The sequence below is a fragment of the Nonomuraea sp. PA05 genome (assembly GCF_008086045.1).
Classification (GTDB): domain Bacteria; phylum Actinomycetota; class Actinomycetes; order Streptosporangiales; family Streptosporangiaceae; genus Nonomuraea; species Nonomuraea monospora.
Genome location: NZ_VSEY01000037.1, coordinates 89,766 through 104,102 on the forward strand (window position 1 = coordinate 89,766; position 14,337 = coordinate 104,102).

The 14,337-nt window shown below is 69.9% G+C and carries 15 protein-coding genes; 6 read left to right on the top strand and 9 right to left on the bottom strand.

All coding sequences use genetic code 11. From position 1 onward, the window contains the following. Nucleotides 1-74: 74 nt before the first annotated feature. Nucleotides 75-1,361 (bottom strand): pyridoxal phosphate-dependent aminotransferase, encoded by a 1,287-nt coding sequence (locus FXF51_RS43985; protein WP_148440731.1) that lies wholly within the window; start codon nucleotides 1,359-1,361, stop codon nucleotides 75-77. Nucleotides 1,362-1,440: 79 nt separating this feature from the next. Here FXF51_RS43985 and FXF51_RS43990 point away from each other — a divergent pair, with 79 nt between their 5' ends. The 3 genes from FXF51_RS43990 to FXF51_RS44000 are packed head-to-tail and all read left to right on the top strand — an operon-like array spanning nucleotide 1,441 to nucleotide 4,219. Further along, entirely contained in the window at nucleotides 1,441-2,463 is a 1,023-nt protein-coding gene (locus FXF51_RS43990) for a LysR family transcriptional regulator (protein ID WP_262380233.1), read from the top strand. A 34-nt stretch (nucleotides 2,464-2,497) separates the two neighbouring features. After that, nucleotides 2,498-3,169, top strand: coding sequence for a ribonuclease HII (locus FXF51_RS43995; protein WP_148440732.1), 672 nt, complete (start codon nucleotides 2,498-2,500; stop codon nucleotides 3,167-3,169). A gap of 51 nt (nucleotides 3,170-3,220) precedes the next feature. Further along, nucleotides 3,221-4,219 (top strand): LLM class flavin-dependent oxidoreductase, encoded by a 999-nt coding sequence (locus tag FXF51_RS44000; RefSeq protein WP_148440733.1) that lies wholly within the window; start codon nucleotides 3,221-3,223, stop codon nucleotides 4,217-4,219. Between the two features lie 65 nt (nucleotides 4,220-4,284). Here FXF51_RS44000 and FXF51_RS44005 read toward each other — a convergent pair whose 3' ends face one another. From FXF51_RS44005 to FXF51_RS44015, 3 genes are all read right to left on the bottom strand, one after another. Next, nucleotides 4,285-4,671, bottom strand: coding sequence for an SCO5389 family protein (locus tag FXF51_RS44005; RefSeq protein ID WP_148440734.1), 387 nt, complete (start codon nucleotides 4,669-4,671; stop codon nucleotides 4,285-4,287). A 99-nt stretch (nucleotides 4,672-4,770) separates the two neighbouring features. Further along, nucleotides 4,771-5,700 carry an ATP-binding protein gene (locus FXF51_RS44010; RefSeq protein WP_148440735.1) on the bottom strand — a complete coding sequence of 310 codons (930 nt, stop codon included), beginning with the start codon at nucleotides 5,698-5,700 and terminating at the stop codon, nucleotides 4,771-4,773. Between the two features lie 310 nt (nucleotides 5,701-6,010). Beyond that, on the bottom strand, nucleotides 6,011-7,387 hold the full coding sequence (locus FXF51_RS44015; protein WP_262380235.1) for an LCP family protein: 1,377 nt from the start codon (nucleotides 7,385-7,387) through the stop codon (nucleotides 6,011-6,013). Nucleotides 7,388-7,514: 127 nt separating this feature from the next. On the opposite strand from FXF51_RS44015, the gene FXF51_RS44020 reads away from it, so the two are divergent. Together FXF51_RS44020 and FXF51_RS44025 are read left to right on the top strand one after the other, a co-directional pair. After that, nucleotides 7,515-8,243 (top strand): class I SAM-dependent methyltransferase, encoded by a 729-nt coding sequence (locus FXF51_RS44020; protein ID WP_148440736.1) that lies wholly within the window; start codon nucleotides 7,515-7,517, stop codon nucleotides 8,241-8,243. 41 nt (nucleotides 8,244-8,284) lie between these two features. Continuing rightward, a complete protein-coding gene (locus tag FXF51_RS44025; RefSeq protein WP_148440737.1) occupies nucleotides 8,285-9,721 on the top strand; it encodes an MFS transporter in 1,437 nt (478 codons plus the stop codon). Nucleotides 9,722-9,743: 22 nt separating this feature from the next. On the opposite strand, the gene FXF51_RS44030 is transcribed toward FXF51_RS44025, so the two are convergent. The 4 genes from FXF51_RS44030 to FXF51_RS44045 all read right to left on the bottom strand — a co-directional run bounded on the left by FXF51_RS44030 (nucleotide 9,744) and on the right by FXF51_RS44045 (nucleotide 12,010). Next, entirely contained in the window at nucleotides 9,744-10,301 is a 558-nt protein-coding gene (locus FXF51_RS44030; RefSeq protein ID WP_148440738.1) for a hypothetical protein, read from the bottom strand. A 51-nt stretch (nucleotides 10,302-10,352) separates the two neighbouring features. Then, nucleotides 10,353-11,030, bottom strand: coding sequence for a hypothetical protein (locus FXF51_RS44035; protein WP_148440739.1), 678 nt, complete (start codon nucleotides 11,028-11,030; stop codon nucleotides 10,353-10,355). Nucleotides 11,031-11,130: 100 nt separating this feature from the next. Next, on the bottom strand, nucleotides 11,131-11,415 hold the full coding sequence (locus FXF51_RS44040; RefSeq protein ID WP_148440740.1) for a hypothetical protein: 285 nt from the start codon (nucleotides 11,413-11,415) through the stop codon (nucleotides 11,131-11,133). Continuing rightward, on the bottom strand, nucleotides 11,408-12,010 hold the full coding sequence (locus tag FXF51_RS44045; protein WP_148440741.1) for an RNA polymerase sigma factor: 603 nt from the start codon (nucleotides 12,008-12,010) through the stop codon (nucleotides 11,408-11,410). Before FXF51_RS44045 ends, FXF51_RS44040 begins: the two co-directional genes overlap by 8 nt. A gap of 264 nt (nucleotides 12,011-12,274) precedes the next feature. Here FXF51_RS44045 and FXF51_RS44050 point away from each other — a divergent pair, with 264 nt between their 5' ends. After that, entirely contained in the window at nucleotides 12,275-12,784 is a 510-nt protein-coding gene (locus FXF51_RS44050) for a flavoprotein (protein ID WP_148440742.1), read from the top strand. On the opposite strand, the gene FXF51_RS44055 is transcribed toward FXF51_RS44050, so the two are convergent. Next, nucleotides 12,762-14,198 (bottom strand): ATP-binding protein, encoded by a 1,437-nt coding sequence (locus tag FXF51_RS44055; protein ID WP_148440790.1) that lies wholly within the window; start codon nucleotides 14,196-14,198, stop codon nucleotides 12,762-12,764. The two genes, FXF51_RS44050 and FXF51_RS44055, sit on opposite strands and share 23 nt — an antisense overlap. Nucleotides 14,199-14,337: the final 139 nt, after the last annotated feature.

Here is a 14,337-nt window from a genome sequence, read left to right on the forward strand (position 1 = left end):
GTTTTCCCAGGTCAGAGGCCCCTTTTGGGGGATGGTAAACCCGCTCTTGGGGAAAGATTCGCCTAACCGTGACCCTAGCCGCCGCACGGCGCGGGGACGAGCGCGGAACGCGGCTTCGGCGCGGTGGCGTGGCGGCGCATCGACAGCTCTCGCAGACCCGTCGAGAGGAAGTCGAGATTGTCCGCTATCCACGGCAGCCGGAGCGGATCCGGGCTGGTCAAGGCGGTCAGGCGCTCTTCCGTGGTGTCACCGTAGAGCAGGCTCACCGCCACGCGCACCCGGGCGGCCGAGGGGTCGTCGCCGAACGCGTGCCCCGGCAGGACACCGATGCCGTGCTCCTCCAGCAGCAGCTTGGTGATCTCTGCCGAGCCGCCGAGCCGCAGATGGCCGAGGTCGGGATAGAGATAGAAGCCGCCCTGCGGCATCGGCACGTCGGCTCCCGCCTCCACGAACCTCTCGTGCACCGCCCGCGCGACCGTGCCGTGCAGCCGGCGGCTGCGGGCGATGCGCTCGGTCAGCTCGGGCGGGTCATTGAAGGCGTAGGTGGCCGCCTCCTGGACGGGCGCCGCGGGCGCGGACCAGATCTCGCTGGCCACGGCGAGCAACTGCCTGCGCAACAGCTGGTCGTTCTCCGGCAGCCGCGCCACGCCGATCCGCCAGCCGCCCAGAGCCAGGCTCTTGCTCAGCCCGGTGGTGATGATCGTGCGCTCGGGCGCCAGATCGGCCGGAGAGACGTACGGCAGGGACGGGTCGTGCACGAGATCGCGGTAGATCTCGTCGGAGATGATCGTCAGGTCGAGCTCGCGCGCCACCTCGACCAGGCGGGCGACGGTCTCCGGCGAGGCCAGCCGCCCCGTCGGGTTGTCGGGCAGGGTCACCAGGACCGAGCTGACGGTGCGGCCCTGCGCTCTGGCCCTGACGACCTGCGCGGTCACCAGCTCCGGGTCGGGCACTCCGCCCTCTCCTGATGGTGCGGGCACCAGGATGGGGCGGGAGCCGACCAGATCGGCCTGCGCGGCGTAGCTGACCCAGCTGGGCATGGGCAAGACGATGTCTCCGCCGATCGCCAGCAGCAGGCCGTACAGCAGCGACTTGCTGCCCGGTCCGCTGACGACCAGCTCGGGGTCGGTGGCGAGCCCCCGTCGTGTCCAGTAGCCCGCCGCCGCGGCCCGAAGCCCGGACGCCCCCGCGACCGGCCCGTAGCCGTTGCGTTCCGATGCGGCGGCCAGCTTGTCGCGCAGCGCCGGGTGGACGGGCAGACCGGCCTCACCGAAGGCCAGGTGCAACACGCGTTCCCCGGCGCGTCGTCTTCGTTCGATGTCCTCGTTGGCCGCCAGAGTGGCGGACAAGGTTACGGTCATGTTTGTCACGTTCCCAGGGTGGTTGGATGAAGGCATCGGCACAAGCGAGGCTTCTTGTGGGTAGGCATAAGGAAATCTGATGCTCGAATTGCGGCGTTTGGTCCTGATCTGCGAGTTCGCCAGGAAGGGAAGTATCTCCGCCACGGCCGAGTCGCTCGGCTACAGCCCGTCGGCTGTCTCCCAGCAACTGGCCGCGCTCGAACGTGAGACCGGCACGGCCCTGATCGACCGCACGGCGCGCAGCGCCGAGCTGACCGACGCCGGGCGGCGGCTGGTCCTGCATGCGGAGCGCATCCTTTCGATGGTGGAGGAGGCCGAGTCCGACTTGTCCGCGCACGCGGGCAAGCCCGCGGGGCGCGTCGTGGTCACCGCCTTCCCGACGGCGGCCGTGGCGTTCGCGCCCGCGCTCGCCCGGTCGCTGCGCCGCCACACCGAGCTGACGCTCCGGCTCGGCCAGAGCAGGTCAGGGCGCGGCATGCGCGAGGTGCAGTCGGGCGAGGTGGACATCGCGCTGGTGGACGACTGGTACGGCGGCGTGCGCGACAGCGAGACCCTGCGCGTCTTCCCGCTGCTGCGCGACCCCATGGTGCTGGTGGTGCCGCGCAAGCACCGCCTGGCCGACCCCGACGTGCCCCTCGACCTGCGCGAGCTGCGCGACGAGCCGTGGATGGCCACGCCCGACGGCGAGCCCTCGCGGCTCGCGGTGGACCGCCTGCTCGTGGACGTGGGCGGCACCCGGCCGACGCCGTGGGAGTTCGAGGGGCTCGGGACCATCCTGTCGCTGGTCGCCAAGGGCATCGGCATCGCCGCCGTGCCCGCCCTCGCCCTCGCCGCCGGCGTGCGGGGCCTTGCCGTGCGGCAGTTCCCCGGCAACCCGGTCGGTCGGGACGTGCACGCCGTGGCGCGCGGGTCCAGCGTGCACCGGCCGTCGGTGTCGGTGACGCTGCGGGCCATCCACGTGGCCGCGCGTTACCTGGCCGCCGACCTGGACCCCGTGCGTCCCGCCGAACGGCAGCGCGACAGCGGGCCGGCCGGCGAGGAACTGCTGCGCGATCCGGTGCGCTCGGCGAGCGACGTGGTGGGCCGCTCCTTCGGCGAGTGAACGATCTCCGCTGGACGCGATAACGTCTGCGGCTATGGCGCCGACGTACGAGATCGAGCAGCTGCTGCTCTCCCAGCCCAGCATCCGCACGGTCGCGGGTGTGGACGAGGTGGGCCGCGGCGCGTGGGCAGGGCCCGTCACCGTGTGCGCGGTCGTCACCGACCTGACCGAGCCGCCCGCCGGCCTCACCGACTCCAAGCAGGTCTCCGAGGCCAAACGCGGGCCGCTGGCCGTCGAACTGGCCGGCTGGGCGACCGGATTCGCCTATGGCGAGGCCACCCACGAGGAGATCGACAGACTCGGCATGACCGAGGCGCTGCGCAGGGCCGCGCGCAGGGCGCTGGAATCGCTCCCCGTGCGCCCGGACGCGGTGATCCTCGACGGCAAGCACGACTACATCGGCGCGCCGTGGCCGGTGCGGCTTGAGGTCAAGGGTGACGGCGCGAGCATCTCGGTGGCCGCCGCCTCCGTGCTGGCCAAGGTGCGGCGCGATGCGTACATGGCGACGATCGGCTGCGAGGAGTACGGCTTCGCCGAGAACGCCGGCTACCCGTCGCCCGTGCATCAGGAGGCCCTCGCCCGGCTGGGACCGACTGCTCATCATCGACTTTCGTGGTCATATCTGGACGAACTGCCCCAATGGCGGCATCTCAAGCGTCACCGTGATCCGCTGGCTTGCGACGGGCAGGAGAGCCTCTTCGCCTAGGTTCGCCCATGACGGCCGCATGCCTTCCGGCGATCGGCCATCATTCGGGGAATGCGGATCGGGATCTTTGTCGTCGCCGGGCTGTTCCCGCGGCAGGAGCCGGGACAGGTGCTCGCGAACGCCGTCGAGTGGATCGTCGCGGCCGAGGAGGCCGGGTTCGACGACGCGTGGATCGCCGAGCACCACTTCATGCCGTACGGGTCGTGCCCCTCTCCCGCGACGCTGGCCGCCGTCGCGATCGGCAGGACGGCGCGCATCGGGCTCGGCACCGCCGTGAGCGTGCTGTCCACGCAGCATCCCGTGGCGCTCGCCGAGCAGGCCGCCATGCTGCACCACCTGTCCGGCGGGCGGTTCACGCTCGGCGTGGGCAGGGGCGGGCCGTGGGTGGACCTGGAGGTGTTCGGCACCGGGCTCGAACGCTACGAGCGCGGCTTCGCCGAATCGCTCGACGTGCTGGTCGAGGCGCTGTCAGGCGGGCCGGTGGCGGCCGATGGGGAGTTCTTCCGGTTCAGGGAGGTGGCGGTGGTGCCGCCGGCGCGGCTGCGGCCCGTGGTCGCGTGCACGTCCGAGGCGACCGTGGAGCTGGCCGCCGCACGGGGGCTGCCCATGCTGCTGGGGCTGCACATCGGGGACGAGGACAAGGCCGCCCTGGTCAAACGGTACGGGGGTGCGGGCTTCTGGCCCGCGTATGGAGGTGCGCACAACGGGCACGTGGCGGCGGGGGTGGCGTACGTGGCCGACTCGACCGCGGAGGCGGTGCGCGACCTCAGGGCGGCGATGCCGGCCTGGCTGGGGCCGGGGCTGGCCGGGTACGTGCCGGTGGACGACCGGCCGCGTCCGTCGCGCGACGCCGGCGCGTACGTGGACCTGCTGACGCGCATCCACCCGGTGGGCTCGCCCGCGCACTGCGCCGAGACGCTGCTGCGCACCGCCGAGCGCACCGGCATCGAGCACTTCATCCTGCTCGTGGAGGGGCTCGGCGAGCACGAGCGGACGCTGGCGAACATCAGGAGGTTCGGCGCCGAGGTGCTGCCGCTGCTGCGCGGTTGAGCCGGGCTCGCGTCCGGTTGCCGCGCGGATGAGCCGGGCTCGCGCCCGGCTCACCGGGACGGGGCTCAGCAGTCGACGAGCTCCGGCTTCTGGTTGAGGATCTGCGCGCGCGCGGTGACGAAGTCGGCCAGGGCCTCGGTCGCCGCAGGATCGAAGACGGCGACCCGGTGGCAGTTCTGGAAGGCCAGGCGCACTCCGTAGTGGCGCTCCAGCGCGCCACGCATCGAGTCGCTCGCCAGGCAGCGCAGGAGCTGGCCGCGGGCCTCCTCGGACGGCGGCGCCACCTGGTTGTCGGCGAACTCGGCCCCGCTGTGCTCACGCTGCTTGACCAGCTCGCTGATCAGCGACCACGCGTACGGCAACGAGTCGCGGACGCAGGCGAGGAACGCCGCGTCGTCCACCTCACCGGCCCTGGCCTGGTCGAGCAGATCGTTCGGAACGGTCAGCGACATGCTGTCTCCTCTCGAAGGGGGGTCACATTGACGCTAGGTCACCGGAGGGAAGCCCTCCAGATTCCTTGCGGGGACAGTCGTGTGGTCTTGACAGCCTCGTCAGGGGCCGTAGACGAAACCGGGATCGACCTGTTCTGCCAGGTCGGCGCCGGTGCGCTCGTTGGCCCACGCGCGGGCGTTGCGCAGGTGGAACTCCACGGTCTGGCGGCCGAAGCGGGCCCAGTCCTTCTCCTGCTCGTCCAGGGTCTTGCGGAGCAGCGCCAGCGCGTCGGAGTTGGCCGGCTCCAGGTCGTCGAGCGTGAAGTGGCGGCCCTGCTCCATGGCGCGGACGGCCGTGGAGTGCTCCATCCAGGTGAGCAGGTCGTCGCCCGCGTGCTCGCGCAGGAAGTCGACGTCTGCCTGGTCGTGCACCTTGTTGCCGATCACGGCGATGGCCACGTCGTACTTGGCGGCGTACTCGCGGTACTGCTTGTAGACGCTGACGCCCTGCCGGGTGGGCTCGGCCACCAGGAACGTCAGGTCGAAGCGGGTGAACAGGCCGGAGGCGAAGGAGTCGGCGCCGGCGGTCATGTCCACCACGACGTACTCGCCCGGGCCGTCGATCAGGTGGTTGAGCAGCAGCTCCACCGCGCCGACCTTGGAGTGGTAGCAGGCGACGCCCAGGTCGTCCTCGCTGAACGGGCCGGTCGCCAGGAGCCGGATGCCGTCGGGAGTGGTCAGGCCCCAGGGGTCGGCGGCCAGGTCCGCGAACCGCAGGAGCGTCGAGCCGCGGCCGGGCGGGGTGGTCTTGACCATCGTGGCGGCCGAGGGGATGCGCGGGTTGGTGCCGCGCAGGCGGTCCTTGATCTCGGCGAGGTGGGCGCCCAGGGGCTCCGGCTGCCTGTCGAGGCCCAGCACCAGGGCCAGGTGCTGGTTGATGTCGGCGTCCATGGCCACCACGGGGGCGCCTTGGGCTGCCACGTGCCTGGCGAACAGGGCCGACATCGTGGTCTTGCCGCTGCCGCCCTTTCCGACGAACGCCACTCTCACTGTCTGCTCCAGTTGAGGATGAAAATCGTTTCCGTTCGGGACGGTCACCATCATGCCACAGCGCGCGTTCGGGGGCGGGCGTATTCGCATGACGTACGGAAGACATGCGCCTTTGCGTGGGCCTCCGCGTGGGCCTCCGCGTGCGCCTCCGCGTGGGCCCACGCGTGCGCCTCGCGCCTTTACGCGCCCGAGGGTGGATGCGCGGGGAGGCGCGGTGGCGCATCGGTGGTCTTGATGTTGACTCTGGCGCAGTTCGCGGGGCGCGGGCAGGGCTTGAGTGTCGGGGGTGTGCGTGCGGCCGGGGGGTGGATCAGGCGCAGGTGGCGTCCAGGTTCACCGGGGAGTCGGCGCCGGGGGTGGCCGAGGGGCTGTGGGCCGGGGCGGTCTTGGTGGAGGAGTGCTCCTCCAGCGCGTCGGCGACCTTGCGGCGCATCAGGTACCAGTCGGGGTCGGCCGTGCTGATCAGCGGCGGCACGAAGTTGAGGCTGCGGATCTTGGCGTTCTTCACCTTCTGCGACAGGTCCACGACGGCGGGCAGCAGGTCCTGGGGCAGGTCGGTGGAGATGGCCCGCTTGGTGGCGGCGGCCAGCCGCTCGAAGCTGTTGAGCACGGTCATCGGGTCGGCCTGCTTGGCCACGGCGTTGAGCAGGCACTTCTGCCGCCCCATGCGGACGTAGTCGTCGCTGTCGGTGCGTGAGCGGCCGTACCAGAGCGCTTCCTCGCCGGACAGCTTGCGGGTGCCCGCCGGGAGGAGGCCTTCGCGGCGGCGGCCGTACACGATGGGCTCCTTGATGGTGACCTGCACGCCGCCCATGGCGTCGATGATCTCGGCGAAGCCCTTCATGTCGACCATGGCGTAGTAGTCCACGGGGATGCCGAGCATGTCGGCGATGGTCTGCTTGAGCAGGGCGGGGCCGCGCCGGCCCTTGTCCGCGCCGGGCACCATGTCCGGGTTGTCCTCGGCGTACTGGAAGACCTCGTTGAGCAGGCCGGGGGTGTCGGGGCCGCTGCCTGTGAAGCCGAACGGGAAGCGGTCCCTGGCCGGGCCGTCCGGGAGCTGGACCTGCTGGAGGTTGCGCGGCAGGCCGAACAGGACGGTGGCGCCCGTCTCCGTGTCCACGCTGGCCACGGTCATGCTGTCGGTGCGCACGCCCGGTCGGCTGGGCGCGGAGTCGCCGCCGAGGAGCAGGAAGTTGACCCGCTCGGCGCCGTTCCACGGGTCCTGGGCCATCACCGGGGTGGCGCTGTTGCTGGGCAGGAACAGGGTGTTGACGACGTCGCGCGACAGGTACGCCAGCCGCGTGGCGTACGCGGTGGGCGCCAGGACGAGGGCGCACAGCGCGATGGCCAGGGTGGTGGTCAGGAAACGGCCGACGGTGTCGGAGCGGGCGGGCCGTACCAGGAGGAACGACCAGATGATCACGCCCGTCCAGAGGAGGGCGATCACCACCAGCGCGACGGTGAGCCAGATGAGCCAGCGGGGTTGCACGGCCAGCGACAGGAGGTTGGTGCTGAAGGCGGTGAACACGGTCAGTATGGCGGCCAGCATCAGGACGTAGACGGCCATGAGTGCGAGGCCGGTCCTGCGGCGCTCGGCGGCCAGGTGCGCGACCCCCCACAGCAAGGTCGAGGCGAGCGTGAGTGCGATGCTCGCGCCCAGGCCGAAACGTCGATCTTCTCCCATCATCCCTGGTCAAACCCCCATTGTGTGCCCATCCAAGTGACCTTAGTCAGGCGATGTGCGTGATAGGCGGTGCGTAAGGGAATGGTTCGGTCAAATGCCCGTCAAGACCACATTGAGATCAAACGTGAATGTGAGCAAGAGACACGGTAGCTACGGGTTCGACGCGCCCTGGGCGCTGACCGGGCTGGTGCTCGGCGCGATGGCGCTTGCGGGCCTGGCGGCGGCCTCGTTCACACTGGACATCTTCGCCGCCGGCCTCGCGTTCCTGTTCGGCGCGCTCTACACGCTGGCCAGCGCGGCGAGTTACCTGTACACGACGCGGCGCGGCAAGTTCGCGGTCTGGGCGGAGGAGCTCCAGCGGCTGCGCGGCGACGAGCGGCTGCTCGACCTCGGCTGCGGGAGAGGCGCGGTGCTGCTGCTGGCCGCCGAACGGCTGGAGAAGGGCCGGGCGACCGGCGTCGACCTGTGGCGGGTCAAGGACCAGTCGGGCAACGCCGAGGCGGTCACCCGGGCGAACGCCGAGGCGGAAGGCGTCGCGGAGCGGGTGGAACTGGTCACGGGCGACATGCGGGACCTGCCGTTCGGGGACGACGCCTTCGACGCGGTGGTGTCGAGCCTGGCCGTTCACAACATCCAGGCCGCCGAGGGGCGCGAGCAGGCCGTGCGGGAGGCGTACCGGGTGCTGCGGCCAGGAGGGCTGATGCTGATCGCCGACTTCCGGCACACCGCCGACTACGAGGAGACCCTGCGCGGGCTCGGCGTGGTGGACGTGCGGCGGCGGGAGGCGGGCTGGCGGTTCTGGTACGGCGGTCCGTGGTTCGGCACCTGCTTCCTGGAGGCCAGGAAGCCTGCCGCGTAGAAAGCGTTTACCGGTCGCTCGCCGGGTATCCGGAGGAGTCTATGAGCGACGTGGAAACCGGCACCGTCACCACCAAGGTGCCCGCGCGGCTGGACCGGCTGCCGTGGTCCCGCTGGCACTGGATGATCGTCATCGGTCTCGGCACCGTCTGGATCCTCGACGGTCTCGAAGTCACCATCGTCGGGAACCTCTCCGCGCAGCTCGCCAAGCCGGGCAGCGGCCTGGACATCACACAGACGCAGGTCGCGGGCACGGCCGCGGCGCTCTACGTCGCCGGAGCCTGCATCGGGGCGCTGTTCTTCGGCTGGCTGACCGACCGGTTCGGCAGGAAGAAGCTGTTCATCATCACGCTGGTCGTCTACCTGGTGGCGACGCTGCTGACCGCGTTCTCGTTCAGCGTGTGGTGGTTCTTCCTGTTCAGGTTCTTGACCGGGTTCGGCATCGGCGGCGAGTACGCGGCGATCAACTCCGCCATCGACGAGCTGATCCCGAGCCGGCACCGCGGACGCATCGACATCATCATCAACGGCAGCTACTGGCTCGGCGCGGCGGGCGGCGCGCTGCTGACCGTGCCGCTGCTGAACGACCTGCCGGTCAACATCGGCTGGCGGGTCGCGTTCGGGCTGGGCGTGGTGCTGGGGCTGGCCATCCTGCTGGTACGGCGGAACGTGCCGGAGAGCCCGCGCTGGCTGTTCATCCACGGCAGGGACCGCGAGGCGGAACAGCTCGTGGACGACATCGAGCACCAGATCGGCAGGGACGACCTGCCGGAGCCCGAGCAGTCGATCACCATTCACCAGCGCAAGTCGATCGGGTTCGTCCGGATCGCGCACACGATGGTGGCGCTCTATCCCAAGCGCACGGTGCTGGGACTCTCGCTGTTCATCGGGCAGGCGTTCCTCTACAACGCGATCACCTTCGGATACGCGCAGATCCTGTCGACCTTCTTCAAGATCGACACGCATACGGGCTACTACTTCGCGGTCATCGCGATCGGCAACTTCCTCGGCCCCCTGCTGCTCGGCCCGCTGTTCGACACCGTGGGCAGGGTTCCGATGATCTCCTCCACCTACATCGGGTCGGGGGTGCTGCTGCTGGGCACGGCCTGGCTGTTCAACGAAGGCATGCTCAACGCGGTCACGCTGACGGCGTGCTGGTCGGTGGTGTTGTTCGTGGCCTCGGCGGGGGCCAGCTCTGCCTATCTCACCGTCAGCGAGATCTTCCCGATGGAGACCAGGGCGATGGCCATCGCGTTCTTCTTCGCGGTCGGCACGGCGGCCGGCGGCATCGCGGGGCCGCTGGTGTTCTCCTCGCTGGTGGAGAGCGGGGTGCCGGGGGACACGGCGCTCGCGTTCTGCGTCGGCGCGATCATCATGATCGCCGCCGGGCTGGTCGAGGTGTTCCTCGGGGTCAAGGCGGAACGCAAGGGGCTGGAGGCCATCGCCGCGCCGCTCTCCACCGCGAGCGGCCCGTCATGACAGCCTCGTCATGACAGCATCGTCATGACAGGGGCCGCCACATGACGGGGAACACCCGGGGGCTGTCGGACAGGTACAGGTGCGGGACGTCCACGAACACCCGCATCGGCCCCCGCCCCACCTCCAGCTTCGCGGCCATCGCCGCGTGCACGTCGGCGAGCGGCAGGTAGTTGAGGTAGCTGGTGTAGGCGTTCTGGGAGCGGAAGGTCGCGGTCATCAGCAGCGCGTCCTCCCTGATCCGGAACGCCAGCCCGATCAGGCACGGCACCGCGTCGTACGCCTCGCCCGGCGCGGTCAGCGAGATCCACGCGCTCTTGCTGTACGGCTTGACCCGCAGCAGGTCGGCAGCCCAGCCGAGCTGACCGCCGATCCGCGCCGCGTAGCTGTACTTGAACGGCGGCACCACCGTCTGCTCGCTGAACTTCCTGCGGTAGAGCGCGAGCCGGTCCGCGTCGCCGTACCGCGCGATGATCGGATCGTCCCCGCTGACCCTCGCGATCTCGAACAGCACGGACGGTGCCTCGATGACGGGGCCTCGATCGTCGTCGGCGAGTGTCCCCGCCGACCAGACATGGCGCATCAACCTGATCCACGCCTCCCCACATGACGCCCAAAGTGCTGGGCCGGGCATTTATCCCTCCATATTCGGAATCTGGTACGGGTCGCGAGGAAGCCGCCGCCGCCTGGTGACGTTGCAGCGGATGTAGTAGACGGCGTAGTGGATCAGCGCGACCAGCAGGATGCCGATCATGAGCAGGAGCAGGTTGGGCTCCTGCCCGCTGAGGCCGGTCACGCCGACGGTCAGGTACGTCGAGTTCACCGTGGCCAGCACCATGACGTTGATGCCCGGCCAGGCGAGTGGCGCGTAGGTCTCGGGAAAACGGGGGTCGACCGGCAGGTTGGGGCTCCAGTCCAGGCCTGGCCTGAGCTTCGTGGAGTACAGCAGCCGGAAGTTGTTGATCGCGCGGGCCGTGCGGGCGTGCGCGTTCACGGCCTCGATGAGGCGCAGGAACGGCAGCACGCTCAGCACGCCGAACACGATGACCAGGGCGAACAGGTACCAGGGCACGCTCTGCCAGTTCGTCAGGCTCTGCGGATCGACCACCTTGGCGCTGGCCAGCGCGATGGCGGCGAAGAACGGCCCCGACAGCAGGCTCAGCGAGAGCCTGGTCATCTTCAGCCGCTCCTCCTTGGCGGCGAGGTGGACCGCGTAGACGCCGTTGAAGTCCACCGCGGCGAGCTGGAGGAACTGACTCGGCGTCAGGTCGTCCTCCTGGACCATGCGATGGGGGATCTTCCGCATGAGCATGAGCGCGCTCCTGGTTGCTGTAACTCCAGTATGAGCGCATTTTTCGGGAATGGGGCCGAGATTCCTACCAATTGTTCCAACAAATCTCGACTGATCGAAGTCAGGTAAGCGGACGCTCCGTTCTGACCGTTTCCCGGGTCAGCTCGCAGCGGCCGTCCACGCACCGCCGCCGCAACCGGCCCAGCGAGATCGTCTGCGCCAGGCCGATCATCCAGCACGCCGGGCAGCCGCGCAGCGCGAGCAGACCGAGCGGCGCGAGCACCAGGCTGACCAGGCCGAACACCGGGATCAGCGCCACCGAGCCGACCAGCGCGCCGAACCCCGCCGCGCCCCGCAGCAGGTGCCGGGGCAGCGACGCGCTCGCGAAGCTCCGGTCGTCAGTCATCGCCATCACCTCCCCAGGCGGCGCTCTCCAGCGAACGCTGCACCGCCGCGCGGGCGCGATGCAGCCGCGACTTCATCGCCGGGACGCTCAACCCCAGCAGCCCGGCCGTCGTCCGGCCGCTCAACCCCTGGATGTCCCGCATGATCAGGACGTTGCGCTGGTCGGCGGGGAGCGCGGCGACGGCCGCCGCCACCCTGTCGGCCTCCAGTCGCCGGATGACCTCCTCCTCGGCCGACACCGCCCGCGCCCCCTCGGCCGACACCCGCGCCTCACCGGCCGGCGACGTCCGCGTCTCAGCGGCCGGCTGCGGCTGTCGCAGTGCCAGACGGGCGCGGCGCAGGCACTCGTTGCGCACGATGCGGAACATCCACGACGCCAGCGCGCCGGTGGCGCGCAGCGTGCCGATCTTCCGGTACAGGATGATGAGCGCCTCCTGGGCGGCGTCCTCCGCGTCCTCCGGGGAGGCGCACAACGTACGGGCGAAGCGCCGTACGTGCGGATGCGAGCCGGACACCAGCGCGGAGATCGACTCGACGTCACCACGTTGCGCCCCGGCGATCAGCCGCTCGCCCGGCCACCCACCACTCTCAGCCACGCGAACGGCCCTCCCCACGTTCTCACTCACCCGCACGGCCCCTCCCACGTCCTCAGCCACGCGAGCGACCCTTCCTGCGCAGCACCACGACGCACGTGCAGACGAGCACGGCCGCGACGGCGACGGCGGCGACGATGATGGGAACTGACACGACAACCTCCCGGTCTGCCTATTTTCGACACCTATGAGAGGCGTCAGCCGCCGCGAAGGATTCGGTGGGGGGGAATCCTTGACGTGAGTGAATTACCCTGAGGAGGGCATCGCGTGACCGAATCATCCGGCAAGGTCCTCTACGTCGTCGTCAGCGCCGCCGAAACGGCCGGAGAGGTCGGCAGGCTCGTCACCCTGGCCCAGGACGCGGGCTGGATCGTGCAGATCGTGGCCACCCCCTCCGCGCTGGACTTCATCGACGCGGCCGAGCTGGAACGCCGGACCGGACGGCCGGTGCGCAGCCGCTACCGCAAGCCGCACGAGCCGAAACCGCCCAGGGCCGACGCCATGATCGTGGCGCCCGCCACGTTCAACACGATCAACAAGTTCGCCCAGGGCATCACCGACACCTACGCCCTCGGCGTGCTGGCGGAGGCGCCCGGGCTGGGCATCCCCGTGGTCGTGCTGCCGTTCGTCAACGACGCGCTGGCCGCCCGCACGCCGTACCGGCGCAGCGTCGAGGACCTGCGGGCCGACGGCGTACGCGTCGTGCTCGACCCCGGCGACGACCCCTGGCGGCGGGCGCTGCAGGAGTTGAGCGTCAGCCCGTCCACGCGGCCATGAGGTCCTCGGGGCGCCACAGGCCGCTCAGCGGCAGACCGGCCTCGACGCCGGCTCTCGACACGGCGATTCTGGCCGTGGCGGCGGTGGTGCCAGGGACGAAGGCGGAGTCGCGGACGAGTTGGTCGTAGTCGTGGCGATCGAACGGGCGGTTGTCGAGCCACTTGATCGAGCCCACGAAGTGGACGTGCCCAGCCACCGGCCCCTTGTCCGCACCCACCAGGTCGATCTCCGGGTTGTTCCGGCGATTCCACCAGCCACCGATCTCTTCGGTGTCCGGCCAGGTGTCGTCAGGCAGCGCACGGGCCAGGCTCTGGCGGATGATGGGCTCGACCGCACGGCCACGCCAAGCCGTCCAGGACTTCCCGATGCGCCGTAGAGCTAGATCGGGGCGGCCACGCTCGCTGTCCGCGATCGCGCGCTGGAGGAACGCCAGCCAGAAGCGCAGATAGGGGTCGGCAACGCGGTAGCGCTTGTTCTTGGTGTCCGGCTTCGTGGACAGCGGGAGGTCGGCGGTGATGACCTGCTTCGCCGTCAGGGTCGTGAGGATCGGGGCGAGCGTCCCGGATGGGAGCGGAGCGTCGCCTCCCGTCCGGGCGGCGATGTTGGCGAAGGTGCGCTCTCCTGTGCCGATGGCCTCCAGCACCGTCCTGGCGTGGCCTCCGGCGGGGAACTCACCGAGCAGCGTGAGTTCGCCGGCGGCGAGGAGGGGCGACAGCGGTGAGTCCAGACTTTCGCTGAGGAACTCCTCGCGTGACAGCCCTGGCTCCCAGGAACGGACGATCTCCGGGAAGCCGCCGGTGATGAGCAGCGCGTCGATCGCCTCCTCGGCCGGGAGTCGCGTCATCTCGGCCACGTCCGCCAGGTGCAGCGGTCTGATCGTCATGCGGGCGGCCCGTCCGAAGAAGGGCCTGCCGTACTCCTGCAGCGCCTCCATCATCGTCAGGTCGCTGCCCACCAGGATCAAGAGGATCGGCTTGTCCGACAGGAACCGGTCCCAGACGGTCTGGAGGCTGCCCTCGAACTCGCGATCCTGCTCTACCAGCCAGGGCACCTCGTCCAGCACCACGATGCACGGCCTGTCGCCTGCGGCCGTGGCGAGGGCTCTCAATGCCTCGTTCCAATCCTGGGGATGGGTGCCGCGGACCAACTCGGCATGGGGAAGAGCGGCGCAGGCGACGGCATGGACGAAATCCCGGCGCTCCGCAGCGGGGGCACGGCCGCGGGATGCCTGGAATACGACATAAGGATGTTCTGAGCGGTCGCAGAACTCCTGGACCAGGCGGGACTTCCCTACCCGGCGCCGGCCGGTCATGATCAATGCTCGGCCCCTGGTCGCCAGCTTGTGCTGCAGCACCGATTCGAGCTGGGCGTCCAGCAGCCGCAGATCACGTGCTCTTCCGGAGAACGCGGGCATCTGATCCCTCACAAAGTCAGCACGAGTCTGAGTAAGACATAATCTTACTCAGATTCCTTCTTACTTTATGGTGGACTTGCCCCTGACACCGTGTGAGGGCCTATCCCTTGAGACGTCATCAGGAAGAGGAGGTACATCG

Bases quoted from the DNA above. Each gene is read 5' to 3' on its own strand.
- FXF51_RS43985 (WP_148440731.1), bottom strand. From the start codon at position 1,361: ATGACCGTAACCTTGTCCGCCACTCTGGCGGCCAACGAGGACATCGAA.
- FXF51_RS43990 (WP_262380233.1), top strand. From the start codon at position 1,441: ATGCTCGAATTGCGGCGTTTGGTCCTGATCTGCGAGTTCGCCAGGAAG.
- FXF51_RS43995 (WP_148440732.1), top strand. From the start codon at position 2,498: ATGGCGCCGACGTACGAGATCGAGCAGCTGCTGCTCTCCCAGCCCAGC.
- FXF51_RS44000 (WP_148440733.1), top strand. From the start codon at position 3,221: ATGCGGATCGGGATCTTTGTCGTCGCCGGGCTGTTCCCGCGGCAGGAG.
- FXF51_RS44005 (WP_148440734.1), bottom strand. From the start codon at position 4,671: ATGTCGCTGACCGTTCCGAACGATCTGCTCGACCAGGCCAGGGCCGGT.
- FXF51_RS44015 (WP_262380235.1), bottom strand. From the start codon at position 7,387: ATGATGGGAGAAGATCGACGTTTCGGCCTGGGCGCGAGCATCGCACTC.
- FXF51_RS44025 (WP_148440737.1), top strand. From the start codon at position 8,285: ATGAGCGACGTGGAAACCGGCACCGTCACCACCAAGGTGCCCGCGCGG.
- FXF51_RS44030 (WP_148440738.1), bottom strand. From the start codon at position 10,301: ATGCGCCATGTCTGGTCGGCGGGGACACTCGCCGACGACGATCGAGGC.
- FXF51_RS44035 (WP_148440739.1), bottom strand. From the start codon at position 11,030: ATGCTCATGCGGAAGATCCCCCATCGCATGGTCCAGGAGGACGACCTG.
- FXF51_RS44040 (WP_148440740.1), bottom strand. From the start codon at position 11,415: ATGACTGACGACCGGAGCTTCGCGAGCGCGTCGCTGCCCCGGCACCTG.
- FXF51_RS44055 (WP_148440790.1), bottom strand. From the start codon at position 14,198: ATGCCCGCGTTCTCCGGAAGAGCACGTGATCTGCGGCTGCTGGACGCC.